The organism is Streptomyces sp. ALI-76-A (assembly GCF_030287445.1).
In the GTDB taxonomy this organism is placed as follows: Bacteria; Actinomycetota; Actinomycetes; order Streptomycetales; family Streptomycetaceae; genus Streptomyces.
In genome coordinates this window covers 1720372-1745843 of sequence record NZ_JASVWB010000002.1, presented here as the reverse complement: position 1 = coordinate 1745843, position 25472 = coordinate 1720372, and the positions used below count along the sequence as shown (strand labels likewise).

Annotated in this window: 29 protein-coding genes and 1 riboswitch; of the genes, 11 read left to right on the top strand and 18 right to left on the bottom strand. The window is 72.8% G+C overall.

Annotated features, from left to right (window positions below; translation table 11 throughout):
* Positions 1–112: 112 nt before the first annotated feature.
* From QQS16_RS08785 to QQS16_RS08760, 6 genes are all read right to left on the bottom strand, one after another.
* On the bottom strand, positions 113–907 hold the full coding sequence (locus tag QQS16_RS08785) for an SGNH/GDSL hydrolase family protein (RefSeq protein WP_286061063.1): 795 nt from the start codon (positions 905–907) through the stop codon (positions 113–115).
* A gap of 67 nt (positions 908–974) precedes the next feature.
* Positions 975–1988, bottom strand: coding sequence for a hemolysin family protein (locus tag QQS16_RS08780; RefSeq protein ID WP_286061062.1), 1014 nt, complete (start codon positions 1986–1988; stop codon positions 975–977).
* On the bottom strand, positions 1985–3319 hold the full coding sequence (locus QQS16_RS08775; protein WP_286061061.1) for a hemolysin family protein: 1335 nt from the start codon (positions 3317–3319) through the stop codon (positions 1985–1987). The genes QQS16_RS08780 and QQS16_RS08775 overlap by 4 nt, the downstream gene beginning before the upstream one ends.
* Positions 3320–3645: 326 nt before the next feature.
* Entirely contained in the window at positions 3646–4071 is a 426-nt protein-coding gene (locus QQS16_RS08770) for a GNAT family N-acetyltransferase (protein ID WP_286061060.1), read from the bottom strand.
* A 104-nt stretch (positions 4072–4175) separates the two neighbouring features.
* Complete coding sequence (locus QQS16_RS08765; protein ID WP_286061059.1) at positions 4176–6743, bottom strand: ABC transporter permease; 2568 nt, start codon at positions 6741–6743, stop codon at positions 4176–4178.
* A 3-nt stretch (positions 6744–6746) separates the two neighbouring features.
* Positions 6747–7586 (bottom strand): ABC transporter ATP-binding protein, encoded by an 840-nt coding sequence (locus tag QQS16_RS08760; protein WP_286061058.1) that lies wholly within the window; start codon positions 7584–7586, stop codon positions 6747–6749.
* Positions 7587–7772: 186 nt separating this feature from the next.
* Here QQS16_RS08760 and QQS16_RS08755 point away from each other — a divergent pair, with 186 nt between their 5' ends.
* The gene (locus tag QQS16_RS08755; RefSeq protein ID WP_286061057.1) at positions 7773–8048 is read left to right on the top strand and encodes a toxin-antitoxin system HicB family antitoxin; all 276 of its coding nucleotides are present in this window, start codon (positions 7773–7775) and stop codon (positions 8046–8048) included.
* 4 nt (positions 8049–8052) lie between these two features.
* Positions 8053–8430: a fic family toxin-antitoxin system, toxin component gene (locus QQS16_RS08750; RefSeq protein ID WP_286066258.1), complete on the top strand. Its 378-nt coding sequence runs from the start codon at positions 8053–8055 to the stop codon at positions 8428–8430.
* On the opposite strand, the gene QQS16_RS08745 is transcribed toward QQS16_RS08750, so the two are convergent.
* From QQS16_RS08745 to bioB, 4 genes are all read right to left on the bottom strand, one after another.
* The gene (locus QQS16_RS08745; protein ID WP_286061056.1) at positions 8431–9120 is read right to left on the bottom strand and encodes a class I SAM-dependent methyltransferase; all 690 of its coding nucleotides are present in this window, start codon (positions 9118–9120) and stop codon (positions 8431–8433) included.
* Positions 9121–9305: 185 nt separating this feature from the next.
* Entirely contained in the window at positions 9306–10076 is a 771-nt protein-coding gene (gene bioD, locus QQS16_RS08740; protein WP_286061055.1) for a dethiobiotin synthase, read from the bottom strand.
* A gap of 36 nt (positions 10077–10112) precedes the next feature.
* On the bottom strand, positions 10113–11393 hold the full coding sequence (locus QQS16_RS08735; protein WP_286061054.1) for an adenosylmethionine--8-amino-7-oxononanoate transaminase: 1281 nt from the start codon (positions 11391–11393) through the stop codon (positions 10113–10115).
* Positions 11386–12657: a biotin synthase BioB gene (bioB, locus tag QQS16_RS08730; RefSeq protein WP_286061053.1), complete on the bottom strand. Its 1272-nt coding sequence runs from the start codon at positions 12655–12657 to the stop codon at positions 11386–11388. Before bioB ends, QQS16_RS08735 begins: the two co-directional genes overlap by 8 nt.
* A gap of 147 nt (positions 12658–12804) precedes the next feature.
* Between bioB and QQS16_RS08725 the strand changes: the two genes are divergently transcribed.
* Complete coding sequence (locus tag QQS16_RS08725; protein WP_286061052.1) at positions 12805–13932, top strand: 8-amino-7-oxononanoate synthase; 1128 nt, start codon at positions 12805–12807, stop codon at positions 13930–13932.
* Positions 13933–13973: 41 nt separating this feature from the next.
* Here the strand turns inward: QQS16_RS08725 and QQS16_RS08720 are convergent, their stop codons facing one another.
* Positions 13974–14201 (bottom strand): DUF397 domain-containing protein, encoded by a 228-nt coding sequence (locus QQS16_RS08720; protein ID WP_286061051.1) that lies wholly within the window; start codon positions 14199–14201, stop codon positions 13974–13976.
* A 9-nt stretch (positions 14202–14210) separates the two neighbouring features.
* Positions 14211–15071 carry a helix-turn-helix domain-containing protein gene (locus QQS16_RS08715; protein ID WP_286061050.1) on the bottom strand — a complete coding sequence of 287 codons (861 nt, stop codon included), beginning with the start codon at positions 15069–15071 and terminating at the stop codon, positions 14211–14213.
* Positions 15072–15283: 212 nt separating this feature from the next.
* Here QQS16_RS08715 and QQS16_RS08710 point away from each other — a divergent pair, with 212 nt between their 5' ends.
* Complete coding sequence (locus QQS16_RS08710; protein WP_286061049.1) at positions 15284–15742, top strand: ATP-binding protein; 459 nt, start codon at positions 15284–15286, stop codon at positions 15740–15742.
* Positions 15743–15745: 3 nt separating this feature from the next.
* Here the strand turns inward: QQS16_RS08710 and QQS16_RS08705 are convergent, their stop codons facing one another.
* Complete coding sequence (locus QQS16_RS08705; RefSeq protein ID WP_286061048.1) at positions 15746–16660, bottom strand: LysR family transcriptional regulator; 915 nt, start codon at positions 16658–16660, stop codon at positions 15746–15748.
* Between the two features lie 145 nt (positions 16661–16805).
* Between QQS16_RS08705 and QQS16_RS08700 the strand changes: the two genes are divergently transcribed.
* On the top strand, positions 16806–17441 hold the full coding sequence (locus QQS16_RS08700) for a LysE family translocator (protein ID WP_286061047.1): 636 nt from the start codon (positions 16806–16808) through the stop codon (positions 17439–17441).
* Here the strand turns inward: QQS16_RS08700 and QQS16_RS08695 are convergent.
* From QQS16_RS08695 to QQS16_RS08680, 4 genes are all read right to left on the bottom strand, one after another.
* A complete protein-coding gene (locus QQS16_RS08695; RefSeq protein ID WP_286061046.1) occupies positions 17377–17952 on the bottom strand; it encodes a DUF6328 family protein in 576 nt (191 codons plus the stop codon). The two genes, QQS16_RS08700 and QQS16_RS08695, sit on opposite strands and share 65 nt — an antisense overlap.
* A 93-nt stretch (positions 17953–18045) precedes the next feature.
* A complete protein-coding gene (locus QQS16_RS08690) occupies positions 18046–18519 on the bottom strand; it encodes a C40 family peptidase (RefSeq protein ID WP_286061045.1) in 474 nt (157 codons plus the stop codon).
* 3 nt (positions 18520–18522) lie between these two features.
* Positions 18523–18702: riboswitch (cyclic di-AMP (ydaO/yuaA leader) on the bottom strand.
* 371 nt (positions 18703–19073) lie between these two features.
* A complete protein-coding gene (locus QQS16_RS08685) occupies positions 19074–19379 on the bottom strand; it encodes a hypothetical protein (RefSeq protein ID WP_286061044.1) in 306 nt (101 codons plus the stop codon).
* Positions 19380–19386: 7 nt separating this feature from the next.
* Positions 19387–20025: an ATP-dependent Clp protease proteolytic subunit gene (locus QQS16_RS08680; RefSeq protein WP_286061043.1), complete on the bottom strand. Its 639-nt coding sequence runs from the start codon at positions 20023–20025 to the stop codon at positions 19387–19389.
* A 62-nt stretch (positions 20026–20087) separates the two neighbouring features.
* Between QQS16_RS08680 and QQS16_RS08675 the strand changes: the two genes are divergently transcribed.
* Complete coding sequence (locus QQS16_RS08675) at positions 20088–20378, top strand: type II toxin-antitoxin system Phd/YefM family antitoxin (protein ID WP_286061042.1); 291 nt, start codon at positions 20088–20090, stop codon at positions 20376–20378.
* Between the two features lie 70 nt (positions 20379–20448).
* Here QQS16_RS08675 and QQS16_RS08670 read toward each other — a convergent pair whose 3' ends face one another.
* A complete protein-coding gene (locus tag QQS16_RS08670; RefSeq protein WP_286061041.1) occupies positions 20449–21471 on the bottom strand; it encodes an ABC transporter permease in 1023 nt (340 codons plus the stop codon).
* A 145-nt stretch (positions 21472–21616) separates the two neighbouring features.
* Between QQS16_RS08670 and QQS16_RS08665 the strand changes: the two genes are divergently transcribed.
* The 5 genes from QQS16_RS08665 (at position 21617) to QQS16_RS08645 (ending at position 25410) form a co-directional block, all read left to right on the top strand.
* The gene (locus tag QQS16_RS08665; protein WP_286061040.1) at positions 21617–22291 is read left to right on the top strand and encodes a TetR/AcrR family transcriptional regulator; all 675 of its coding nucleotides are present in this window, start codon (positions 21617–21619) and stop codon (positions 22289–22291) included.
* 88 nt (positions 22292–22379) lie between these two features.
* A complete protein-coding gene (locus QQS16_RS08660) occupies positions 22380–22682 on the top strand; it encodes an urease subunit gamma (protein WP_123764842.1) in 303 nt (100 codons plus the stop codon).
* Positions 22683–22696: 14 nt separating this feature from the next.
* Complete coding sequence (locus QQS16_RS08655) at positions 22697–23008, top strand: urease subunit beta (protein ID WP_286061039.1); 312 nt, start codon at positions 22697–22699, stop codon at positions 23006–23008.
* Complete coding sequence (locus QQS16_RS08650) at positions 23001–24722, top strand: urease subunit alpha (protein ID WP_286061038.1); 1722 nt, start codon at positions 23001–23003, stop codon at positions 24720–24722. The genes QQS16_RS08655 and QQS16_RS08650 overlap by 8 nt, the downstream gene beginning before the upstream one ends.
* A gap of 13 nt (positions 24723–24735) precedes the next feature.
* Positions 24736–25410 carry an urease accessory protein UreF gene (locus tag QQS16_RS08645; RefSeq protein WP_286061037.1) on the top strand — a complete coding sequence of 225 codons (675 nt, stop codon included), beginning with the start codon at positions 24736–24738 and terminating at the stop codon, positions 25408–25410.
* The last annotated feature ends 62 nt before the right edge of the window (positions 25411–25472 follow it).

Here is a 25472-nt window from a genome sequence, read left to right as displayed (position 1 = left end):
TGGCAGTCCGGCTCCACCGGCAGTCCGGCCCGCGCCTGCACCGGCGGCTTTCACGACGGCCCGGCCCCCGCCCGCCCGACCGCCGGGACGGTCACCCCGCCCGCCGGGACGGTCACTCCGCGGGCCGCTCGTGAGACCGCTCGTACGGCAGCAGGTCGGGCCGCTTCGGGGGCAGGCCGTCGCCCGAGGAGCGGCCCGTCAGCCGGCGGCCTATCCACGGCAGCAGGTGCTGCCGGGCGAAGCGCACGTCGGCGACCCGGCGCGCGGCCCATCCCGGCGGCGGGGTCAGGGGCAGGGGAGTGCGCCACTCGGTGTCCTCGGGCTCGTACCCGAGCCCCTGCCACACCGCCTCCGCGACCCTGCGGTGGCCCTCGGCCGTCAGATGCAGCCGGTCCACGTCCCACACGCGCGGGTCGCCGAGCGAGGGCGCCCCGTACAGGTCGACCAGGAGCGCGCCGTGCCGCTGGGCGAGGCCGTCGACGATCTCGAACAGCTCCTCCATGCGCGGCCGGAACCGTTCCAGGACCGGGCCCTGGCGGCCCGGGCTGCGCATCAGCACCAGCTGCTTGCAGGAGGGGGCGAGCCGCTCCACGGCCTCCGTGAGCAGCGAGCGCACCCGCCCCATGTCGCACTTGGGGCGCAGGGTGTCGTTGAGCCCGCCGACCAGCGTGACCACGTCGGCCTGCATGGACGCGGCCACGTCGACCTGCTCGGCGACGATCTGCTCGATCAGCTTGCCGCGCACCGCGAGGTTCGCGTACCGGAAGCCGGGGGAGTGGGCCGCCATCCGCCCGGCGAGGAGGTCGGCCCAGCCGCGGTAGGTGCCGTCCGGCAGCAGGTCCGACATGCCCTCGGTGAAGGAGTCGCCGACCGCGACCAGGCTGGTGTGAGTGGGGTTCGTCTGCATGGCGCCAGAGATGCTACCCGGGCGGCATACCCAGCGGTCGGTCGGCCCGGAGTGCCCGCGCCGGGGCTCAGGTCCGCTGACCGAACAGCTCCCGCAGCACGTCCTCCATGGTCACCAGGCCGGTGAGCCGCCCGTCCACGCCCAGCACGGCCGCCAGGTGCGTACGGCTGCCCCGCATCGCCGTGAGGACGTCGTCCAGGGGTGTGCTCTCCCGCACGCGGGCGATGGGGCGCATGTCCCGCAGCTGGAACGGCAGCTCCCGCGGAGTCTTGTCCAGGGCGTCCTTGACGTGCAGGTAGCCGATGATGCGGCGGCCCTCGTCGACGACCGGGAAGCGGGAGTAGCCGGTCTCGGCCGACAGCACCTCCAGCTGCTCGGGGGTGACCCCCAGATACACGTAGGCGACGGCGTCCAGCGGAAGCACCACGTCCCGTACCGGCCTGCGGCCCAGCTCCAGCGCGTCCCGCAGCCGCTCCTGCGCGCGGTCGTCGATCAGCCCCGCCTCGCCGGAGTCGCGCACGATCCGGGCCAGCTCGGCGTCCGAGAACGTGGCCGCGACCTCGTCCCGGGTCTCCACCCGGAGCAGCTTCAGCAGGGCGTTCGCGAAGGCGTTGATGGTGAAGATCACCGGGCGCAGCGCACGGGACAGGGCGACCAGCGGCGGTCCGAGCAGCAGCGCGCTGCGCACCGGCTCCGCGAGCGCGATGTTCTTCGGCACCATCTCGCCGAGCAGCATGTGCAGATACGTCGCCAGGGTCAGCGCGATCACGAAGGACACCGCGTGTCCGGCGCCCTCGGGCACACCCACCGCGTGGAACGCCGGCTCCAGCAGATGCGCGATCGCCGGCTCGGCCACCACACCCAGGATCAGGGTGCACAGCGTGATGCCGAGCTGCGCGGCCGCCATCAGCGCGGACACGTGCTGGAGCCCCCACAGCACGCTCTTGGCCCGTCGGTCGCCCTCCTCGGCGTACGGCTCGACCTGGCTGCGGCGCACGGAGATCAGGGCGAACTCGGCGCCCACGAAGAACGCGTTGACGACGAGGGTCGCCAGACCGATCAACAACTGGACGGCGGTCACGCGCCCTCCACCTCCGTCTCGTGCTCGTGCGCCGGGGCGTGCAGCAGCAGCCGCGCGGCTCTGCGGCCCGACGCGTCCACCACGTCCAGCAGCCAGTGCGCGACCTCGACCCGGTCACCGACGGCGGGGATCCGGCCCAGCTCGGTGGCGACGAGGCCGGCCAGGGTCTCGTACGGTCCCTCGGGTGCCCGCAGGCCGACGCGCGCGAGCTGGTCGATGCGGGCGGAGCCGTCGGCGGAGTAGAGGATGCGGCCCTCGTCGTCGCTGCCGGCCGGGGCAAGGTCGGGTGTCTCGTGCGGGTCGTGCTCGTCCCGCACCTCGCCGACGACCTCCTCGACGATGTCCTCCAGGGTGGCCACGCCCGCCGTACCGCCGTACTCGTCGATGACGACGGCCATCGTCCGCTTGCCGGACAGCCGGTCCAGCAGCCGGTCGACGGTGAGCGACTCCGGCACCAGCAGCGGCTCACGCATCATCTCGGAGACCCGGACCCGGGGCCTGCGGTCGGCGGGAATCGCCAGGACGTCCTTGATGTGGGCGGTGCCCACGACCGAGTCGAGGCTGCCGCGGTAGACCGGGAACCGGGACAGGCCCGTCGCCCTGGTCGCGTTCGCCACGTCCTCGCAGGTCGCCTGGACCTCCAGGGCGATGACCTGCACGCGCGGTGTCATCACGTTCTCCGCGGTCAGGTCGGCCAGGTTCAGCGTCCGCACGAACAGTTCGGCGGTGTCCGGCTCCAGGGCGCCCTCCCGGGCCGAGTGCCGGGCCAGCGCGGCCAGTTCCTGGGGTCCGCGGGCGGAGGCCAGCTCCTCGGCGGGCTCCAGGCCGAAGAGGCGTACCGCGCGGTTGGCGGTGTTGTTGAGGTGGGTGATGAAGGGGCGGAAGGCGGCGGAGAACCAGCGCTGCGCGTTGCCCACCCGCTTGGCCACGGCCAGCGGCGAGGAGATCGCCCAGTTCTTGGGCACCAGCTCGCCGACGACCATCAGGAACACGGTCGACAGGGCCGTACCCAGCACCAGGGCGAGCGAGCTCGCCGTGGACCGGGAGACGCCCAGCGACCGGAGCGGACTCGCGATCAGCGCGGCGATCGACGGCTCGGCGAGCATGCCGACCACCAGGTTGGTGACCGTGATGCCGAGCTGCGCGCCGGAGAGCTGGAAGGTCAGGTTCCGCACTGCCTTCAGGGCCCCGGCCGCTCCCCGCTCGCCACGCTCCGCGGCGCGTTCCAGCTCGCCGCGGTCGACGGTGGTCAGCGAGAACTCCGCGGCGACGAAGGCGCCACAGGCGAGCGAGAGCAGGATCGCCACCAGCAGGAGGAGCACTTCGGTCATCGGTTCACCTCCGTCCCATGATCGGGCAGTGCGGGGAGGATCGCGCGATGTCGCGTACTGGGAGGCTCGCCCATGGGCGGACGCTCACACCTTTCATGGAGGACCGAGTGGCCCACCCAGGGTAAAGGATGGGCAAAACAGTGTGACCGGCGGACCGGAACCTAGTGCCGTGGCAGGCAACGTTCGCCCCGTCGCGACGCCCGGCACGCCCTCTCGCCGCACCGGCCGAAAGCCCGAGTACATCCAGTACGAGGGCTTCCGGCCGGCACGCCGAGAGCACGCACCGGACGCCGCTCCTTGACGGGCAAACGTTGCCTGCCGCGGCACTAGTGCGTGAGGGGCTTGACCCAGCGTCGCCACTGTTCCTCGGGCGCGTACCCGGCCGCCCGCCACGCATGCTGCGCGGTCTCGTTGCGGGTCAGCACCATGGCGTCCGCCCGGCGTCCGCCGAGCCGGAGGAACCTCTCCTCGGCGGCCGTCAGCAGGGCGGCGCCGACGCCCCGGCGGCGGCGGTCCGGACGCACCGCGAGCCGGTACAGGTGGCAACGCCAGCCGTCGAAACCCGCGATCACCGTGCCGGCCAGCTCGCCGTCGATCTCGGCCAGGATCAGCGCCCCGGGGTCGCGGGCCACCAGACGCTCGACGCCGGCCCGGTCGTCGCTGATGCTGGTGCCCTCGGCGGCCACCTTCCAGAAGGCCAGCACGGCGTCGAGGTCGTCGGGCGCCGCGGCCCGTATCCGCAGTTCGGTCATACGGTGATCCCATCACGCGCACCGGCCCGGGACACGGGGTTCCGGCATCCGGACGGCCATCGGCCCGGAACCCGCCGAGACGTCCGGCGCGCCCGTACGCGTCCTCACTCGTGCGCGATGGCCGCCAGCACGTTCATGCGCGACGCGCGCAACGCGGGCAGCAGCGCCGCCACGACGCCCACCACCGCCGAGCCGACCACCACCGCGACGATCGTGGTCCACGGAACGGCCAGCGCGTTCATGCCCTGCAACGCCAGTACCTGCTGGGTGCACACGCCCCACACCAGCCCCAGGGCGAGCCCCAGCACCGCTCCGAACACCGCGATCACCACCGACTCCAGCCGGATCATCCGGCGCAGCTGGCGCCTGGCCAGCCCGATGGCCCGCAGCAGCCCGATCTCCCGGGTCCGCTCCACGACCGACAGGGCGAGGGTGTTGACCACCCCGAGGACCGCGATGACGATCGCCAGCCCGAGCAGCGCGTACACCAGGTAGAGCAGGACCGCGATCTGGTCGTGGATCAGTTCCTTGTAGTCGGCGAGGTCGCGCACCTGTACCTGCGGATACGGGTCGAGCGTCCGCTCCAGGTTCGCGCGCAGGTCGTCGTCGCTGGTCCCGGACGCGGCGTTCACGTACAGCGCGGAGTCCTGCCCGCCCGGCGCGAACCTCTCCAGGGTGGCCAGGCCGAAGTACAGGCCGCCCTGGGTGCCGAACCCCTCGGCCTGGTCCTGGTCGGTGAGGGCGCCCACCGTCAGTTCGGTGGTGCGTCCGCCCTGGAACTCGACGGGGATCGCGCTGCCGACCCGGACACCGTGGTCACGCGCGAAGCCCACGTCCATGGCGATCCGGCCGGGCGCGAGCGCCGCCGTGCTGTCGCCCTTCGCGTACGTGATGCGGGCGACCTCGTCGAGCTGCGGATCGTAGGCCGCGGCGGTCGTCTCGACCCGGTCGCCGTCCGGCAGCCGGACCGCGACCGGGGTGAACCGGGAGCGGACGACGAGCCCGGCGCCCGGGGTGTCGCGCACCGCGTCGGTGAGTTCGCGCGGGAAGGGCAGGAAGTTGCCGTTCTGGATCACGTAGTCGGCGCCCAGCGTCTTGTCGATCTGCTGGTCGAAGGACTCGGTCATCGACGCGCTCGCCACCGACATCCCGCCGACCAGGGCGAGGCCCACCATCAGCGCGGCGGCGGTGGCGCCGGTGCGGCGCGGATTGCGCAGCGCGTTGCGCTGGCTCATCCGGCCGATCGACCCGAACAGCGCGGGGAAGGCCCCGCCGAGCACCCGGATCACCGGCCGCACCAGCAGCGGGCCCGCGATCACGGTGGCCACCAGGGTCAGGACGACGCCGAGGGCCAGCAGGGAGGCCGCCGGCCCGGTCGCGGACGCGAGGGCGCAGCCCACGAGCGCCGCCGTGCCGGCCACCCCGACGACGGCTCCGACGATCGCGCGCGTCCGCAGCGGCCGGCCGATGCCGGCGATCTCCGCGTCCGCGAGGGCCGCCATCGGGGAGACGCCCGCCGCGCGCCGGGCCGGGAGATAGGCGGCGACGAAGGTGACGCCGACACCGACGACGTACGCCGCCACGGGCGTGCCCCAGCCGATGACCATCTCGCTCGACCTGATGTTCATGCCGAGCGTGTTCATGAGTGCGATGAGCCCGGCCGCGAGCCCGATGCCGGTGGCCAGGCCCAGCGTGGAGCCGACCAGACCGAGCAGCAGCGCCTCGGTGAGGACCGAGCGGCGGACCTGGCGCCGGTCGGCGCCGAGCGCGCGCAGCAGACCCAGTTCGCGGGTGCGCTGGGCGATCAGCATCGAGAAGGTGTTGACGATCAGGAACACGCCGACCAGCACGGCGATCCCGGCGAACCCGAGCATCACGTACTTGATGACGTCGAGGAATCCGCCCAGCTGCTGGACGTCCGACTCGGCCTGCTCGTCGGCGGTGCGGTACTCGAAGCGGTCCGCGCCCAGCGCGGCGGCCACCCGCTCCTTCAGCCGCGCGTCGCTCACGCCCTCCTCGGCGTCCACCGAGATGCTCGTGGCGGCCTTCGCGTCGCCCAGCAGCTTGGACTGCGCGGTCGGGGTGTCGAGGTAGACCAGCGCGGCGCCGGGGTTGGTGGTGGTGAACGTGACGATGCCCACGACCTCGACCTTGAACGAGCCCGGGCCCGCGATCACGGTGAGTGTGTCCCCGATCTCCACGTCCCGGCGGTCGGCGGACTCCGAGTCGAGCAGCGCCTCGCCCGGCCCGCGCGGTGCGCGGCCGGAGGTGAGCTCGACGGGGCTGCGTCGGTCGGGGCTCCAGTCGGTGCCGATCGTGGGGGCGCCCGTGGTCGGGCCGACGGACTCGTTCTCGCTGTCGACGACGGTGATGTTCGCCGCCTCGGCGTCCGCGCGCGCCTCGGCGACTCCGTCGACCCGGGCCACCCGCTCCGCGAGCGCGGCCGGCAGCGTGACCGTCATCCCGGACGGCACCGCCTCGTCCAGGGTCTCCTTCGGGCTGACGGTGACATTCGGCGCGGTCGTGGCGAAGAGCCGGTCGAAGGTCCGGCTGAGCGTGTCGGAGAAGATCAGGCTGCCCGCCACGAACGCCACGGACAGCATCACGGCCAGTGCCGACAGCAGCAGGCGTCCCTTGTGTGCGAGGAAACTGCGGAGCGTCGCCTTCAGCACGGGTCAGGCCTCCCCGGCGGAGGCGTCCCGGCTCCGGCCCTCGCTCCTGGGAGCCCCGTCGGCCGGGGCGCGGCTCACGTCGAACCGCTTCATGCGTTCGAGGACCGCCTCCGCCGTCGGCCGCTCCATCTCGTCCACGATCCGCCCGTCCCCGAGGAACAGCACCTGGTCGGAGTGGGCGGCGGCGCCCGGGTCGTGGGTGACCATCACGACGGTCTGCCCGAGCTGGTCGACGGCCTCGCGCAGGAACCCGAGGACCTCCAGCCCCGCCCGCGAGTCCAGGTTGCCGGTCGGCTCGTCCGCGAAGATCAGCTCGGGCCGGGAGGCCAGCGCCCGCGCGCACGCGACCCGCTGCTGCTGGCCGCCGGAGAGCTGCGACGGCCGGTGCTTGAGCCGGTCCCGCAGCCCCAGCGTGTCGATGACCTGCTCCAGCCACTTCTCGTCGGGCTTCTTGCCCGCGATGTCCATGGGCAGGGTGATGTTCTCGGCCGCGTTCAGCGTCGGGATCAGGTTGAACGACTGGAACATGAACCCGATCCGGTCCCGCCGCAGCCGGGTCAGCTCGCGGTCCTTCAGCCCCGTGATCTCGGTGTCGCCGAGCCACACCTGACCGGCCGAGACGGTGTCGAGCCCCGCCAGACAGTGCATCAGCGTGGACTTCCCCGACCCCGACGGCCCCATGACCGCGGTGAACCGGCCGCGCGCGATGTCCACGTCCACCGAGTCGAGCGCCAGCACGGTCGTCTCGCCCGAGCCGTACGCCTTGGTCAGACCGCGGGCCCGGGCGGCGATCCCGTCGGCCGACGCCTGTCCTGGCACGTGCTGAGCAGCAGGGGTGGACAAGACTGCCTCCTCGCTCCGGTACGTAGGAGGCCGAGGGTAGTGTGACCGAGCCCACAGCCGGTATCCCCCCTGCGGCCGAGGGACTCTCCACCGGAGGTCGGGCCCCTGATACCCGTGTAAGGGGCACCCTCCATCCCGGGGCCGGCCCCCTTGCCGGTGCTAGCGTCCGCGCGCTGGCGTCGGGGTATGGCGAAGACCCAGCTGAACGTGCGCGTGGACGAGGACACGGCCCGCGCCGCCCGCGAGCGCGCCCTGGCCCGCGGGATGAGCGTCAACCGCTACATCGAGGAGCTGGTCCGGCAGGACACCGGCGAGGTGGGCCACAGTTTCGTCGAGGCCGTCGCCGACTTCATGAAGCAGTACGAGTCCGTCTTCGCCGAGGAGTTCGACGGGGGTGCCCCCGCGCGAGCGAAGCCGAGCGGGGGAGAGGGCCGTGACGGCGCGCGCGAAGGTCGCCGCTGATCCCTTGAGCCACCTCGACATCGACCTGGCCTGGCTCCTGATGCTCGCCGAACGGCACACCCCCGGGGACCCCGAGGTCACCGACTGGGGCGCGCTGGTCGCGGCCGTCGCCCGCCACCAGGCGGAGATATTCGACGTCCCCGTCTACGACAGCCCGCAGGCGCGCGCCGCCGCCGCCCTGCTGCAACTCCTCATCCACGTACCGGCGTTGGAGCGCTCCAACGCCCTGTTCGCGTCCGCCGTCGCCTACGCCTACCTGGTCGCCAGCGGTCTGAAGGTCGTCACCTCGCCCGAGCAGGTGCGTGAACTGGCCCGGCTGGTCAAGAGCGGTGAGGCCTCCGTCGACGACATCGCGCGCGAGCTGCGCCGGTGGAGCCTTTGATCACCGCTCGATGAGCGCGGGGCGCCAGGCGGTGCCCAGCACGCAGTACGACGTCGGCAGGGTGGGGCCGTTCTCCGGCATCGACAGCCGCCGGTAGGGGCCGAGTTCGAACCCGGCGTCCCGCAGCGCGGCGACCGGGTCGCGGCCCAGATGGCAGCCGCCGTTCAGCGGCGGCCACACCGTGCGGTCAAGGGCGCGCTGGGTGAAGGTCATCGCCCGGCCGCCGCCCCGCCCGTGCTCGAAGAACCGCACCTGGCCCCCGGGCCGCAGCACCCGCCGCACCTCACCGAGGGCGCGCGGCACATCCCGCACGCTGCACAGCACCAGGGACAGCACCACCGCGTCGAAGGCCTCGCTCTTGACCGGCAGCGCCTCCGCCGCGCCCGGCACCACGTCGACGGGCACCTCGCAGCGCAGGGCCGACTCCACCGCCAACTGCCGCAGTACGCGCTCCGGTTCGATCGCCACCACCTCGGAGACCGTGCCCGGGTAGTGCGCGAAGTTCAGGCCGTTGCCCGCGCCGATCTCGATCACCCGACCGGCCAGCCCGGCGAGCAGCCTCCGACGCACCCCGCCCACGCCCATCCTGGACTCGGCGCTCACACTGATCCGGGCGTAGTAGCGGGCGAACAGCGGATGGTGGACGGGATCCCGGGACACCTTCGCGGTACCGGCGGAACGTAGCCGCATGGCAACCTCCCTCGCAGGCGGGCCTCACCCCGATTCTCCCCCGGACGGGCCCGTCGCACCCCCGCTGTCACGGCACCTGGTGAAGTCCCCAAGAACGCGGGGTGGAGAACCTCAGGTCCCGAGGCGTCGGGTGGAATTTCGCGTCCAGGCGTCGGAAGTATCAGGTTCCGGTGGTGCCGGGTGTCTCAGGCCCCGGCGGTGTCGGAAGTTCCCGGTGCCGGTGCCGGTGCCGGTGCCGGTGCCGGTGCCTCGCGCCGCTGGAACGCCTCCGCGTCCCACGTCCCGTCCAGCCGGGGTGCCAGCCAGCCCGGCGCCGCCGCACGGAAGCCGGCGGGTGCGAGCGCGCCGGCCCCGGCGGGCAGGGCCCCGAGCAGCGGTGCTCCGGCCACGTCCGGGAGGTCCGCCACATTGCAGCGCGCCGCCAGATCCGGCGCGCCGGGCCAGCTGCCGATCACGATCCCGGCCAGGTCGAGCCCCCGCGCCCGCAGTTCGCGTGCCGTCAGCTCCGTCGCGTTCAGGGTGCCCAGCCCCGCCGGCGCCACCACCAGCACCGGCGCCGCCAGCAGTTCGGCCGCGTCGGCCAGGGTCCCGCCCGCCGCGTCGAACCGGACGAGCAGCCCGCCCGCCCCCTCGACCAGCACCAGATCGTGCTCGGTGGCCAGCTTGGCGGCGGACTCGGCGATCTCCCGCGGGTGCACCGGCGCCCGCCCGGCCCGCCGCGCCGCCGTCGCCGGCGCCAACGGCTCGGGATAGCGGGCGAGTTCGGCCGCCGTCACGGCACCCGCCAGCCGGGTCACCTCCTCGGCGTCCCCCGGCTCGTCCGGTCGTACGCCCGTCTGCGCGGCCTTCAGTACGGCCACCGACCGGCCGGCCGCGCGGGCGGCGGCGGCGACGGCGGCGGTCGTGACCGTCTTGCCGACCTCCGTGCCCGTGCCCGTGATCACCAGGACCGGCATGTCATCACTCCCGTTCACCCCTGCCGTTCATCGTGCTCATCCCGCTCCCGCCGCCGCGCACACGGCGCGGGCGACGCGTGCCACGTCCGCGTCGCCCGTGACGTACGGCGGCATCGTGTAGATCAGGTCCCGGAACGGCCGCAGCCAGACACCCTCGCGCACGGCGGCCTCCGTGGCCGCCGCCATGTCGACGGGGTGGTCGAGCTGGACCACCCCGATCGCCCCGAGGACCCGTACGTCCCGCACCCCCGCCAGCTCCGCGGCCGGAGCCAGTCCCTCCCGCAGCCCCGCCTCGATCCGCTTGACCTCGGACAGCCAGTCCTGGCCCAGCAGCAGCTCGACGGAGGCGCAGGCGACGGCCGCCGCCAGCGGGTTGCCCATGAAGGTGGGGCCGTGGGCGAGCACCGGGACCTCGCCCCGGGAGATGCCGTCGGCCACCCGCGCGGTGCACAGCGTCGCCGCCATCGTCAGGTAGCCGCCGGTCAGCGCCTTGCCCAGGCACATCACGTCCGGCGCCACGGCCGCGTGCTCCGCCGCGAACAGCGCGCCCGTACGCCCGAACCCGGTCGCGATCTCGTCGAACACCAGCAGCACGTCGTGTGCGTCGCACGCCTCCCGCAGCACCCGCAGATACGCGGGGGAGTGGAACCGCATCCCGCCCGCGCCCTGCACCACCGGCTCCACGATCACCGCGGCCAGCTCGTCGGCGTGCCGTTCGACCGCCGCGCGCAACCGCTCCGCGTACGACTCGTCGTAGCCGGCGGGCGGCGCGTCCACGAAGACCTGACGGGGCAGCACCCCGGTCCACAGGTCGTGCATGCCGCCCTCGGGGTCGCACACCGACATCGGCTGCCAGGTGTCGCCGTGGTAGCCGCCGCGCCAGGTCAGCAGGCGCTGTTTCGCGGGGCGGCCCAGCGAACGCCAGTACTGCAGGCACATCTTGACCGCGACCTCGACCGACACCGAGCCCGAGTCGGCGAGGAACACATGCTCCAGACCGTCGGGCGACATGTCGACAAGGAGCTTCGCGAGCCGTACGGCGGGCTCGTGCGTGAGCCCGCCGAACATCACATGGCTCATCCGCCCCAGCTGCTCGCGCGCGGCCTCGTTGAGCACCGGGTGGTTGTAGCCGTGGATCGCCGACCACCAGGACGACATGCCGTCGACCAGTTCGCCCGAGCCGTCGGCCAGCCGCAGCCGTACCCCGCTCGCCGCTTCCACGACGAGCGGTTCCTGCCGCCCGGGCATGGGGCCGTACGGGTGCCAGACGTGGCGCCGGTCCAGTTCCAGCAGCTCGGGCACGGTCAGGTCAGGCATTGGGCGCGAGGTCCGTTCCGGTGCCTCGACGGCGTACGGCGACCAGGTCCGTCCGGGGCGCCTGGGCGGTCGTCGTCTCCGCCGGAGTGGAACCGCACACCCCGCCGCCCGCGCCCGCGCCCTCGTGCGACCCGCACCCGCCCGCGCCCTCGTGCGACCCGCACCCGCCCGCGCCCTCGTGCGACCCGCACCCGCCCGCGCCCTCGTGCGACCCGCACCCGCCGGCCCCTTCGTGCGACCCGCACCCGCCCTGGGCCGTCGCCCGGTGCTCGGGCAGCGTCACCTGGTCCGTGCCCTCCACCTCGAAACCGGCGTCCGCGATCATCTCCAGGTCGGCCCGGCCCGCCTGGCCCTCGCTGGTCAGGTAGTCGCCGAGGAAGACCGAGTTGGCCAGGTGCAGGGCCAGCGGCTGCATCGTGCGCAGATGCACCTCCCGGCCGCCCGCGATCCGCACCTCGACGTCCGGGCAGACGAACCGCACCATGGCCAGGATCCGCAGACACCGCTGCGGAGTGAGGTGCCACTCCTTGGCCAGCGGGGTGCCCTCGAACGGGATCAGGAAGTTGACCGGCACCGAGTCGGGGTCCAGCTCGCGCAGCGCGAACACCACGTCGACCAGGTCCTCGTCGCTCTCGCCCATCCCCGCGATCAGACCGGAGCAGGCGGACAGACCGGCCGCGTGCGCCTTGTGCACCGTGTCCACCCGATCGGCGTACGTGTGCGTGGTCGTGATGTCCGCGTACGTGCTCTCGGAGGTGTTCAGGTTGTGGTTGTAGGCGTCCGCGCCCGCCTCGCGCAGCCGCTCCGCCTGCCCGTCGGAGAGCAGCCCGAGGCAGGCGCACACCTCGACGCCCTCGTTCTGCTCCTTGATCGTCTTGATGGTGTCGGAGACCCGGTCCACGTCCCGGTCGGTCGGCCCGCGTCCGGACGCCACCAGACAGACCCGCTTGGCACCTCCCGCCAAACCGGCCGCCGCGGCCTTCGAGGCCTCGTCGGGCTTGAGCCAGGTGTACTTGAGGATGCCGGCCTGGGAGCCGAGCCGCTGGGAGCAGTAGGAGCAGTCCTCCGGGCACAGGCCCGACTTGAGGTTGACCAGATAGTTGAGTTTCACCCGCCGGCCGAACCAGTGCCGACGCACCTTGCCGGCCGCGGCCACCACATCGAGCAGGTCGTCGTCGGAAGTGGCGAGGACGGCCAGCGCCTCCTCGCGGCTCGGCACCTCGCGCCGAAGCCCCTTGTCCACCAGCGTGTTCAGCAGGTCCATGAGAGCCGATCCTGTCCTAAGGAGCCGTCCGGGGCCAAGGAGAGTTCACACAACTCTGACGCTTCGCGGTGTGGGTATCGCCACATCCGGGGCGGCTGGCCGCCCCGCTAGTGTCTGTGCACTGCCTACAAAAGCCCTGGAGGACCGATGGCGTTCGGCTGGATCGACGAGGAGGCGGACCGACGCCGCCGCGCCGGACTCGTACGGACGCTGCGCCCCCGCCCCGCCGACTCGCCGCTGCTGGATCTGGCCAGCAACGACTACCTGGGTCTGGCCCGCCACCCCGAGGTCACCGAGGGCGCGGCCGGAGCCGCCCGGACCTGGGGCGGCGGCGCGACCGGCTCCCGGCTCGTCACCGGGACCACCGAACTCCACGCCGAGCTGGAGCGGGAGCTGGCCGGCTTCTGCGGCTTCGAGGCGGCCCTCGTCTTCTCCTCGGGCTACGCGGCGAACCTGGCCGCGGTCACCGCCCTCGCCCCGCACGGCTCGCTGATCGTCTCCGACGCGGGCAACCACGCCTCGCTGATCGACGGCTGCCGGCTGGCCCGGGGCACCACCCAGGTGGTCGCGCACGCCGACCCGGACGCCGTGGGCAAGGCGCTGCGGACGCACGAGGGGCCGGCCGTCGTCGTGTCCGACACGGTCTTCTCGGTGGACGGCGACGCGGCCCCGCTGGCCGCCCTCGCCGAGGCGGGCCGGCAGCGGGGCGCGGGGCTGGTGGTCGACGACGCCCACGGGCTCGGCGTCCTGGGCGAGGGAGGCCGGGGCGCCCCGCACGCGGCGGGACTCGCGGGCGCCGACGACGTCGTCGTCACGGTCACGCTGTCCAAGTCGCTGGGCAGCCAGGGCGGTGCCGTCCTCGGCCCCGCCCGGGTGATCGACCACCTGGTCAACGCGGCCCGGACGTTCATCTTCGACACCGGCCTCGCCCCCGCGGCGGCCGGCGGTGCCCTCGCGGCCCTGCGGCTGCTGCGCCGTGAACCGGAGCGGGCGGAGCGGGCGCGCGCCGTGGCGGGCGAACTGCACGCCCGCCTGAGCGCCGCGGGTCTGGGGGCGGTCCGCCCGGACGCCGCGGTCGTCTCCGTGCGCGCGCCGTCCCCGGAGGCGGCGGTGCGCTGGGCGGCGGACTGCCGTGCAGCCGGGCTGGCCGTGGGCTGTTTCCGTCCTCCTTCCGTCCCCGACGGCATCTCACGGCTGAGGCTGACCGCCCGCGCGGACCTCACCGAGGGGCAGATCGAACGCGCTGTACGAGTGATCGGCGAGACGCGACCATGAGTCGGCGTGACACGGCCGCGCGCCGCACGTGGAGGGAGTGATCAGGACTGGAACGCGGCGGTGAACCCCGCCCAGCTCTCGGGGGAGAAGAGCAGCGCGGGCCCGGCCGGGTCCTTGGAGTCGCGCACGGCGAGCAGTCCGGCCCAGTGGCCCGGACCCGGCCGGGCCGTCTCGACGCAGTTGTTCGCTCCGGTGCTGTAACTGCTGCGCAGCCACCGCACGTCATGCAGATCGGTACTGGATGCTACGTGCCGAGGCAGGGCTGACATGGTGCCTCCTTACGCGCCGTCACCTAGCACGGCGATGTAGTCCAACGAGTCCTCGGGCGAAAGGGCGTGGAACTGAAGGGCGTTGAAGGCCTCGGTGTAGGCCTGGAGGTCTTCTTTCCGTTCGAGATAGAGGCTACTCGTCAAGTGGTCGAGAACAACCACATCCAGATCAGAAGTGCTCGAAAATGAGAAGATAACGAAAGGTCCCGTGACGCCGATGTGCGCTCCGGCCGCGAACGGCAGGACCTGCAACCGCACATGAGGCAGCCGCGCCGCCTCGACCAGCCGTTCCAGCTGCCGGGTCATCACCTCGGGACCGCCGACCTCGCGCCGCAGCACCGCCTCGTCCAGCACCGCGCTCAGCTCCAGCGGCGGCTCCGACCGCAGCACGTCCTGTCTGGCCAGCCGCACTTCGACCAGCGCGTCCACCCGCTCCTCGGCCATCCCGTCCACCGCCGCCCGGGTCACCGCACGGGCGTACTCGGGTGTCTGCAGCAGCCCGGGCACCACCGAGGTCTCCAGGGTGCGCATCGCGCTCGCCTGCGACTCCAGGCTGATGAAATCCCGGTACGTCGGCGGCAGCACCCCGCGGTACGCGTGCCACCAGTGATGCCGGCCGACACTCTCGTCCGACCCCGCCAACACCAGCAGCAACTCCCGCAGTTGGGAGTCACGCACTCCGTAGACGTCGAGAAGTAACCGCACATCGGCCGGTTTCACCCCGCTGGCGCCGGTCTCTATCCGGCTGACCTTCGACTGGTGCCAGCCCACCAGCCGGGCCGCCTCACCACTCGTGAGCCCCGCACCGGCGCGCAGGGCACGCAGTTCGGCGCCCAGCTTCCGGCGGCGTACCGCGGGACCGTGCTGCATGGGTCAACTCCTTACTCCAGCCGAGGCACCCGAAGAGGGTCTGCCGTCGTAGAGTTCACCGCTTCGAGCGACAGATATATGCATCTCTTGGTGGATCGCCACCCGTGACCGCCGCGGTAATGGCAGTCTGGCGACGAAGCACCAGTCCGGGACCGTACTCCACATCTTCTCCGTGTCGGGCTGCGGTCCCGTGGGAAAGGGACGACGTCGCCATGGCAGACCATCTGGAAGCATCCGTCACTCTGCCGAGCGATCCGGCCTCGGTCGCCGCGGCCCGCGCCTACGTCCTCACCACCCTGGTGGAGTGGGGCCTGGCGGCGGACACCGACATCGCCGACACCATCCGCGTCATCGTCTCCGAACTCACCACCAACGCCGTACAGCACACCTTCGGACAGTCACCCACCTTCACGGTGGACATCGAGCTCGACCGTGACGAACACCTGCGCATCGGTGTCACCGACAGTCACCCCCGGTTCCCCAAACGGCTGCCGGCCGCCGTCCAGCAGGACAACGGGCGGGGCATGGTGATCATCCGCTGGCTGACCGCCGAATGCGGCGGCAAGCTGAGAGTGCGGCCCACCCGCGAGGGCGGGAAGACCGTCTACATCGAACTCCCGTGGACCGTCCCGGCCGAGCCGGTCCGCGCGGCCGGGCAGCAGGAGCCGTAGCGCTCAGGAGTGGCCGGCACGGCCGAACGCGCCGCGCAGCAGCGCCCGGAAGGCGTCCGCGGCGGGGGCCGTCTCGTCGGTCCGGTGCGCGACCGAGATCGTACGCCGCAACCGTCCCCCCTCCAGCGCGCGCACCCCGACCGGAGTGGCCGTCGTCCGCGCCACCATCTCCGGTACCACCCCGACGCCGAGGCCCGCACTGGCCAGCGCGCACACCAGCACATAGCCCGGCGTCGCGACCAGCACCGACGGCGTGGCCCCCGCCCGGGCCAGCACCGCCTCCACCTCCCGCCGCCCCGGATGGTCCGGCGCCATGCTGATCAGCGGCTGCCCCGCGAGCTCGGCCAGAGGGAGGCGCGAGGTGCCGCTGGTGAGGACGTGCCCCGGCGCGGACACCAGGACCAGCTCCTCGACCAGGATCGGCTCCGCGCTGACGGAGGCGGGCAGCGCGACCGGGTCCCCCGGCTCGTAGGCGTGCGTCATCGCCAGGTCGATCCGGCCGGCGGCCACGGCGGCGACCCCGGCCGACGGCTCGTGGTCCATGACGACCAGGTCGACGTCCGGATACGCCCGCCGGAACGCGCTGAGCACCGGCGGCAGCAGATGGACGCCCGCGGTCTGGAAGGTGCCGAGCCGCAGCGTGCCGCCCGACAGACCGGTCAGTCGTGCCAGTTCGTGCCGGGCCCGCTCCAGCTCGTCCAGCACCCGGCGGGCCCGCGCCACCAGCAGCTCGCCCGCTCCCGTCAGCCGCGCCCCGCGATGGTGCCGGACCAGCAGCGCGGTGCCGGCCTCCCGCTCCAGCTTGGCCAGCTGCTGGGAGAGGGCGGGCGGCGTGTAGCCGAGGCGCTCGGCGGCCCGGGTGATCGACCCGGCCTCCGCGACCGCGACCAGCGCGGCGAGCCGGGTGGGGTCGTACACGGCGGATCCTCCAGGCGGCGAGACAGGCGGCGAGACAGGCGGCGAGACCGGCAGGCAGACCGGCTGTGAGACCAAAGCATTGCTTAAGGCCGGTCCAGGAGACCCTGAATACCCGCTGAAGGCTCGCGCGCGGCAGGCTGGCCGCATGGACGGACAACTCATCGCCTTCACCGGGGTCGCCGCCGGCATGATCGCCATGCCCGGCGCGGACTTCGCCGTCGTGGTGCGCAACGCCCTGGTCTCCCGTCGGGCCGGGGTCGCCTGCGCGCTCGGCATCACGGGCGGGCTGCTCCTGCACACCGCCCTGGCGGTGGCCGGGGTCGCCGCGGTGCTGGCCGCCGTACCGGCCCTGTACCGCGCGCTGCGGCTGCTGGGCGGCGCCTACCTGCTGTACCTGGGTGTGCGCGCGCTGTCGGCCCTGTGGCGGCCGCGGATCGGGACGGCCACCGCCGAGACCGGGACCGGGACCGTGTCCGTCGCCCGTCCGCTGCGTCAGGGGTTCGTCGCCAACGCCCTCAACCCGAAGGCGACACTCACCTTCCTGATGCTGCTGCCGCAGTTCGTGCCCGCCGGTGCCCCCGCGCTGCCGCGGACGCTGCTGCTGGCGCTGATCGTGGTCGTCCTCGCCCTGGCGTGGTTCGTGGCGGTGGCCCTGCTGGTCGACCGGCTCGGCCGGTGGCTGCGCACCCCGCGGGCCGCCCGGGTGGTGGAGGGGGTCACCGGCGGCGCGCTGACAGCTCTCGGTGCGGTACTCCTCCTCGGACCGGCAGGGGCGGCCTGACCGGCGGCGTGCGGTGTTCCTCCTCCTGCTGCGGCCGGCCGGGCCGCTGCACCAGCCGGGGGAGCAGCCCCCACAGTCCGAGGCAGACGAGCAGGGTGGCCGCGCCCGCGGCCAGTCCGCCCGCCCGGCCGGTCGTCACGTCGACGACGAGCAGCACGGAGCCGGTGAACGCGAGGACCAGCACGCCCATGCCGACCGTGGCGAGCCGCGAGGACACCTGCACGATGCGCGGTTTGGCGCCCTTCTGGAAGAGCGAGCGGTGCAGGGCGGCGGGCGCGGTGAACAGCGCCGCGGCGAGGACCGCGAGCAGGAGCGTGACGACGTACGTGGTGCGCTGGACCGTGTCGAGCGACGGGAAGCGCGGGGTGAAGGCCAGCGTCAGCAGGAAGGCGAAGAGGATCTGGACGCCGGTCTGGGTGACACGCAGTTCCTGGAGGAGTTCGCCGAAGTTGCGGTCGGCACGCTCCAGCGGTGTCTCGTTGCGTGCGGTGCAGGGACGATGGTCGGCCATACGTGAACGAGTAACCATTCGGCCCCGTGTCACGCGTCGGGGAGCCCCGCGGGGGCGACAGCGGATCAGGTCGCCGTCACCCCCGCGGGCGGGTCACTTGACCCGGCCGTACCAGACGCTCTTCGTCCAGATCTTCTGCAGCCGCACGACGTCCCCGGTCTTCGGGGAGTGCCAGATCTTTCCCTTCCCGGCGTAGATGCCGACGTGGTACACGTTCGAGCCCGAGTGGAAGAACACCAGGTCTCCGGCCTTGCGGCTGGAGGAGGAGATGTGGCGTGTCTTGTTGTACTGCTGGGCGGCGGTGCGGGGCAGCTTCTTGCCCGCCTTCTTGAACGAGTACATCGTCAGCCCCGAGCAGTCGAACCTCTTCGGCCCGACGGCCCCGTACTTGTACGGGGAGCCCTTCTTGGACGCCGCGACCTGAAGTGCCTTCGTCGCCGGTGTGGCGGCCGCGGCGTCTGAGGCGACACCCGGGACCACGACCGAGCCGCTCACGGCGGCGATGGCGAAGGCCGAGGCCGTACCGGCCCGGACCATCAGCGACGGGACACGATTGAGCGCAGTCATGCGCAACCCTTCGTCAGCCGCCTGTGAAGGATGACCTGTCGGATTCGGGCTGACAAAGTTGCCCGGCCGCTGCTGCGGCTTCACCCCAAGGGCTGCTCGGCCCGGTCATGGCGTGACCGTTCCGGCGACCCGTCGTGCTTGGGTCCTCCACTCCTGCCGATCCACTTCTGTCGACCCGTCATCCGGGCGGCGGCAGGACTCGGCGTCCGCCCGGATCGCCCCACCGCTGCGGCGGGGTCTTGTCGTCAGTCAGGGATCTTGGCGCACGGGAGTCCGAATATCCCAACGGAACCGGAGGTTTGTGTTGTTACTCACCACTCACCCGTTCGGGTGGACACCCCCGCGTTCGAATGTCGGGCCGGGGGTCCGAGGATGCCCGGACCAGCAGTGGAACCCTTCATTCCGCCCCCGGACCGGGCGTGTTGCGCAACTTGTGCGGGCCTGGAAAAGGAGCCACGTCTACGCCGAACGGCGGTACGCCGATTGGTCCGTTTCAGTCGCGACCCGGACGCGCCGCCAACCGGTCGGCGCGTCCCCGCGCGGCTGTGGGCGCGTCAACTGTCGGGGTGTGGCGGCACGGTGACGCGAGCCGTGCGGCGCTCCCCGTCCAGCACGCGCAGCGCACGCGCCAGCGTGTCGGCCTGTAGCTCGCTCTCGCCCCGACGGTGCATCAGCTCCAGCGCGTCCCGCAGCGCGGCCGCCTGGCTCACCAGCGCCTGGGCGGCGCGCAGTCCGCGGTAGGTGTCCCCGGGCCGGGCCGGGTTGATCCGGCCGAGCAGGTCGACCACGTCGAGGTAACGGTCGATCACCTCGCCCTCGGCCCGGGTCAGGGCCGGCAGCGGTGGCAGATCGGGCAGCATCGGCGGCTCACCTCGCGCCGAGTGCGGGGTGCGAGGCCTTGCGGTCCGGGATGATCCGGTCCGCCAGGCCGTACTCCAGCGCTCCCGGCGCGTCCAGGATCCTGTCCCGCTCGATGTCCGCGGTGACCTGCTCCCGAGTACGGCCGGTGTGCCGTACGAGCATCTCCTCCAGGCGGGCGCGCACGCGCGTCAACTCGTCCGCCCGGATGACCGGATCGCTCGCCTGTCCGTGCGCCGGCTCCGGCGGCGCGGGCTGGTGGAGCACCACACGGGCGCCCGGCAGCAGGTTGCGCTTGCCCGGTGTGCCGGCCGCCAGCAGCACCGCGGCGGACGAGCCCGCCTGGCCCAGGCATGTGGCCTCGACGTCACAACTGACGTACCGCATCGTGTCGTAGACCGCCGACATCGCGCTGAACGAGCCGCCGGGGGAGTTGATGTACAGCGCGATGTCCCGGTCCGGGTCCTGGTGCTCCAGGTACATGAACTGGGCCATCACGTCGTTCGCCGAGACGTCGTCGATCGGCGTCCCGAGGAACACGATCCGTTCCTCCAGCAGCTTCGCGTACGGATCCATCGTCGTGTGCCGCCCGGATCCGATGCGCTCGGTGATCTCGGGCAGGACGTGACGGGCGGACGGTCGGGTCATGGCTACCCCTCCTTGACGTCTGTAAAAAATGTACAGGACGTACGTGACGTTATGATGGGGACATGGCCTACGAGATTCCGGTGACGCAAGCCAGGGCTGAACTCGCCGACCTGATCAACCGGGTGGTCTACGGCGGTGAGCGGGTGGTCGTGACGCGCCACGGAAAACCCCTCGTCGCCCTGGTCTCCGCCGCCGACCTCGAACGACTGGAACAACCGGGGGAGCTGCGGGAGCCCGCGGAGGAACAGGTGATCAGCGCGGTCTCCTCGGTGCGCGAGATCGGCCCCGCCCCGCGCGGGCAGCAGCGCTTCGGCATCGTGGCGCATCACCGGGGGCCGGGCGCCTCCTCGTAGGGAGACGCAAGGCCGTGTGCCCCCGGCCGCCGCGGCGGGGGGGCGCACGGCCGGACCGCGGGCCGGTCGGTCAGCCGACGGGCGTCAGGCCCCTCTCGGCCGCGGGCGCGGCGCCGCGGGTACGCGTCCCGAGCGCCCCGCCGGCGAGTACCGCGCCCAGCCCCAGCGCGGCCCACCAGGTGAGCGTCAGGGCGGGACCGGTGGCCGCCGCACCGTCGAAGAAGGACACCGAGCGCAGCAGGCTCGTCCCCGCGCCCGGCGGCAGCCACTGACCGATCGCCCCGGCCGGCTCGGGCAGCATCTCGGGCGCCGTGGCCGCGCCGGAGAACGGATTGCCGAGCAGCATCACGATGCCGGCGCCGAGCCCGATGCCCGCCCGGCCCAGCAGGGCGGACAGCCCGGCCACCGCCGCACTCACGGCCAGCGTCGCCAGGGCGAGCGAACCGGCCTCCGCCCACCAGTGGTGGCCCGTGAGCACCCCGAGCCAGCTGTGGGCGATCGCGGCGGCGACCACGCCGACCAGGGCGGCGGCGACCGCCAGCGCGCCCACGGCCCGGATGCCGCGCAGCCCGAGCAGGGTCACCATCGAGCCCGCCGCGATCCCGGCCAGGGCGAGCGGCAGCACGCTCGCGTTCAGCGCCGAGCCGCGCGGGTCCGCCGCGGGGGCGGCCACCACGTCGACCGACCGGACCTGGGTGTCACCGGTGGACCCGGCCACCGTCTGCCGGAGCTGCTGGGCGACGAACGGGCTCGCGGCGGACGCGGTCAGCAGCTCGGTCCCCTGCGCGGTGACGACGATCGCGCCGTATACGGTCCGGTCCTCGATCGCGCGACGCGCGGCGGCCTCGTCGGCGTAACGGTGGATCTCGAAGGCGCCCTCGCGCCGCTCCAGTCGCTGCTCCACCTGAGCCACCGCCCCGGCGGGCCCGGCGACGCCGAGCGGCAGCTCGCGCGGTGCGGTGCGGGCGGCGGGCCAGGCGAAGGCCCACAGGGCGAGAGCGGCGAGCACGGGGATCAGGACGGTGGCGGCAAGCCCGCGGCGGGCCTGCGACAGCGGCCGTGGCGCGGCCTGGGCGGCGGACGGGGTGGACATGGCGGGCTCCTCGGCTCGGGCGGTCCCACGACGTTCGGCGCGGGATCCCTGTAAAAAGAAGGATCGTTCGTTTTGCGTGAGCCTTCACGGTCCCGCCGCTTCACGTACCTTGTCAAGAAGGAACGTTCGTTTTAGGTTGTGGACCATGGCTCGCGTATCCCAGGCACACCTCGACGCCCGCCGCCGTCAGATCCTCGACGGCGCCGCGCTCTGCTTCGCCCGCAACGGCTTCCACGCCACCTCCATGCAGGACGTGCTGAAGGAGGCCGACCTCTCGGCGGGGGCCGTCTACCGCTACTTCGGGAGCAAGGAGGAACTGATCGCGGCGATCGTCGGCGAGGTGCTCGGGTCGGTCCGCGAGGCCTTCGAGGAGGCCACGGCGCAGAGCCCCCCGCCGCCGCCCGACCTCCTCGTCGGCGCGGTCCTGAGCCGGACCCTCGCCATGAAGGCGTCCCTGACCGTCGACGGGGAGCCCGCCTTCCCGCGCCTGATCGTCCAGGTGTGGGCGGAGACGTTCCGCACGCCGGACCTGGCCGCCGCCCTGCGGGAGGGATACGCCGCGGTGGGAGCGGCCTGGGAGCGGGTCGTCGAGGCGTACCAAGAGGCCGGGATGATGCGGGCGGACCTGCCCGCCGCACACGTGGCGCGCACGATGATCGCCGCCGTCCAGGGATTCGTCGCGCAGCAGCCGCTGCTGGGGCCGGCCCCGGTCGAGGTCCTGCAGAACGGCCTACGGGCGTTGATGAGCATGTCGGCCCCGCAGCCGGACGCCGGATTTGATCACAGGTCGGTTAACGTGCCCGAAACCCGGTCCAACTAGCCTGCCGATCCACGCCACCAGGGACTTTGCCCGGGGGCTGCGGCAGCCGGACCCCGCACGGTCCGGAGCGAGGACTGTGAGGTGGGACGTGCAACTGACCCCGCACGAGCAAGAGAGGCTGCTCATCCACGTGGCGGCCGACGTGGCCGAGAAGCGCCGGGCCCGCGGGCTGAGGCTGAACCACCCCGAGGCGGTCGCCCTCATCACGTCGCACATCCTCGAGGGCGCCCGGGACGGCCGTACCGTCGCCGAACTCATGGCCTCCGGGCGCACGCTGCTCACCCGGGACGACGTCATGGAGGGCATCCCCGAGATGATCCACGACGTCCAGGTCGAGGCGACCTTCCCGGACGGCACCAAGCTCGTCACCGTCCACGACCCGATCGTCTGACGGGGGAGCCGGCCATGATTCCAGGAGAGTTCCTGTTCGCCGACGACCCGGTCGTCTACAACGAGGGCCGTGCGGTCACCCGGCTGACCGTCCTCAACGCCGCCGACCGGCCCGTCCAGGTCGGCTCCCACTACCACTTCGCCGAGGCCAACCCCGGCCTGGACTTCGACCGTGCCGCCGCGCGCGGCAAGCGGCTGAACGTCGCCGCCGGCACCGCCGTGCGCTTCGAGCCCGGGATCCCCGTCGACGTCGAACTCGTCCCGCTGGCCGGCGCCCGAGTGGTGCCCGGACTGCGCGGGGAGACCGGAGGTGCCCTCGATGCCTGAGATCTCGCGTGCCGCGTACGCCGACCTGTTCGGCCCGACGACCGGTGACCGTATCCGGCTCGCCGACACCGATCTGCTGATCGAGATCGAGGAGGATCGTTCCGGCGGCCCTGGGCTCGCCGGTGACGAGGCCGTGTTCGGCGGGGGCAAGGTCATCCGCGAGTCCATGGGCCAGTCCCGGGCCACGCGCGCGGACGGCACCCCGGACACCGTCATCACCGGCGTCGTCATCGTCGACCACTGGGGCATCGTCAAGGCCGACGTCGGCCTGCGCGACGGGAGGATCACCGGGATCGGCAAGGCGGGCAACCCCGACACCATGGACGGCGTCCACCCCGACCTGGTCATCGGCCCCGAGACCGAGATCATCGCGGGCAACGGGCGGATCCTCACCGCCGGCGCCATCGACGCGCACGTCCACTTCATCTGCCCGCAGATCGCCGACGAGGCACTCTCCTCCGGGATCACGACGCTGGTCGGCGGCGGCACCGGACCGGCCGAGGGATCGAAGGCGACCACCGTCACGCCCGGCCCCTGGCACCTGGCCCGGATGCTGGAGGCGATGGAGCAGTACCCGCTCAACATCGGCTTCCTCGGCAAGGGCAACACCGTCTCCCACGAGGCGATGCTGTCCCAGATCCGCGGCGGCGCGCTCGGCCTGAAGCTGCACGAGGACTGGGGCTCCACCCCGGCCGTCATCGACGCCTCGCTGACCGTGGCCGACCGGACCGGCATCCAGGTCGCCATCCACACGGACACGCTGAACGAGGCGGGATTCGTCGGCGACACCCTGGCCGCCATCGCGGGCCGCGGAATCCACGCGTACCACACCGAGGGCGCCGGCGGCGGGCACGCACCCGACATCATGACCGTGGTCTCCGAGCCGCACGTGCTGCCGAGCTCCACCAATCCGACCCGGCCGTTCACCGTCAACACCGCCGAGGAACACCTCGACATGCTGATGGTGTGCCACCACCTCAACCCGGCCGTGCCGGAGGACCTCGCCTTCGCCGAGTCCCGCATCCGGCCCTCGACCATCGGCGCGGAGGACATCCTGCACGACCTGGGCGCCATCTCGATCATCTCCTCCGACGCGCAGGCGATGGGGCGGGTCGGCGAGGTCGTCCTGCGGACCTGGCAGACCGCGCACGTGATGAAGCGGCGTCGGGGCGCGCTGCCGGGTGACGGGCGCGCGGACAACCACCGGGTGCGGCGGTACGTCGCCAAGTACACGATCAACCCCGCGCTCGCCCAGGGTCTCGCCCACGAGATCGGCTCCGTCGAGACCGGCAAGCTCGCCGACCTGGTGCTGTGGGAGCCCGCGTTCTTCGGCGTCAAACCGCACCTGGTGATCAAGGGCGGGCAGATCGCGTACGCGCAGATGGGCGACGCGAACGCCTCCATCCCGACCCCGCAGCCGGTCCTGCCGCGCCCGATGTTCGGGGCGATCGGGCGGGCGCCCGCCGCCAACTCGTTCAACTTCGTGGCGCCGCTCGCCATCGAGGACGGGCTGCCGGAGCGGCTGCGGTTGGGCAAGCGCTTCGTCGCCATCGAGTCCACGCGCGGGGTGACCAAGGCGGACATGCGGGAGAACGACGCCCGGCCGCGCGTCCGGGTCGACCCGGACAGCTTCGCCGTGCACATCGACGGGGAGCTCGTCGAGGCGACTCCGGCCGCCGAACTGCCCATGGCCCAGCGGTACTTCCTCTTCTGAGGGCGCGGATCCGATGTCACGAGCAGCACTACTGGTCCTGGCCGACGGCCGCTTCCCCGCCGGCGGGCACGCGCACTCCGGCGGGGCCGAGGCGGCCGTGAAGGCCGGGCGGGTCACCGGGGCCGCGAGTCTGGAGGACTTCTGCCGGGGACGCCTGCACACGGCGGGGCGGGTCGCCGCCGCACTGGCCGCGGCGGCCGTACTCGGCGTGGACCCCGTGGAGTTGGACGCGGCAGCTGACGCGCGGACGCCGTCTCCCGCGCTGCGGGTCACCGCGCGGAAGCTGGGCCGCCAGCTGATGCGGGCCGCGCGGGCGACCTGGCCGTCCGGGGAACTCGACGCCCTGGTGCGGCAGTTCCCCAAGGGAGCGCACCAGCCGGTGGTCCTCGGGCTCGCGGCGCGGGCGGCGGGACTGGGAGCGCTGGACGCGGCTCACTGCGCGGCGTACGAGAGTGTCAGCGGGCCCGCGAGTGCGACGGTGCGGCTGCTGAGCCTTGATCCCTTCGAGGCGACGGGCGTACTGGCGCGGTTGGCGCCGGAGCTGGACCGGGTGGCGGACGCGGCCGTGGAGGCGGCGCGGCGGGCTGTCGACGAGGGGGCCGATGTGCTGCCGGCGTCGTCCGCTCCGCTGTTGGAGATCAGTGCGGAGGTGCATGCGGCTTGGCCAGTACGTCTGTTCGCGTCGTAGGTCCTCGCCCCCGCCGCCCCTTCCCGTCCCGTCCCCGGGGGCTTCGCCCCCGGACCCCCCGT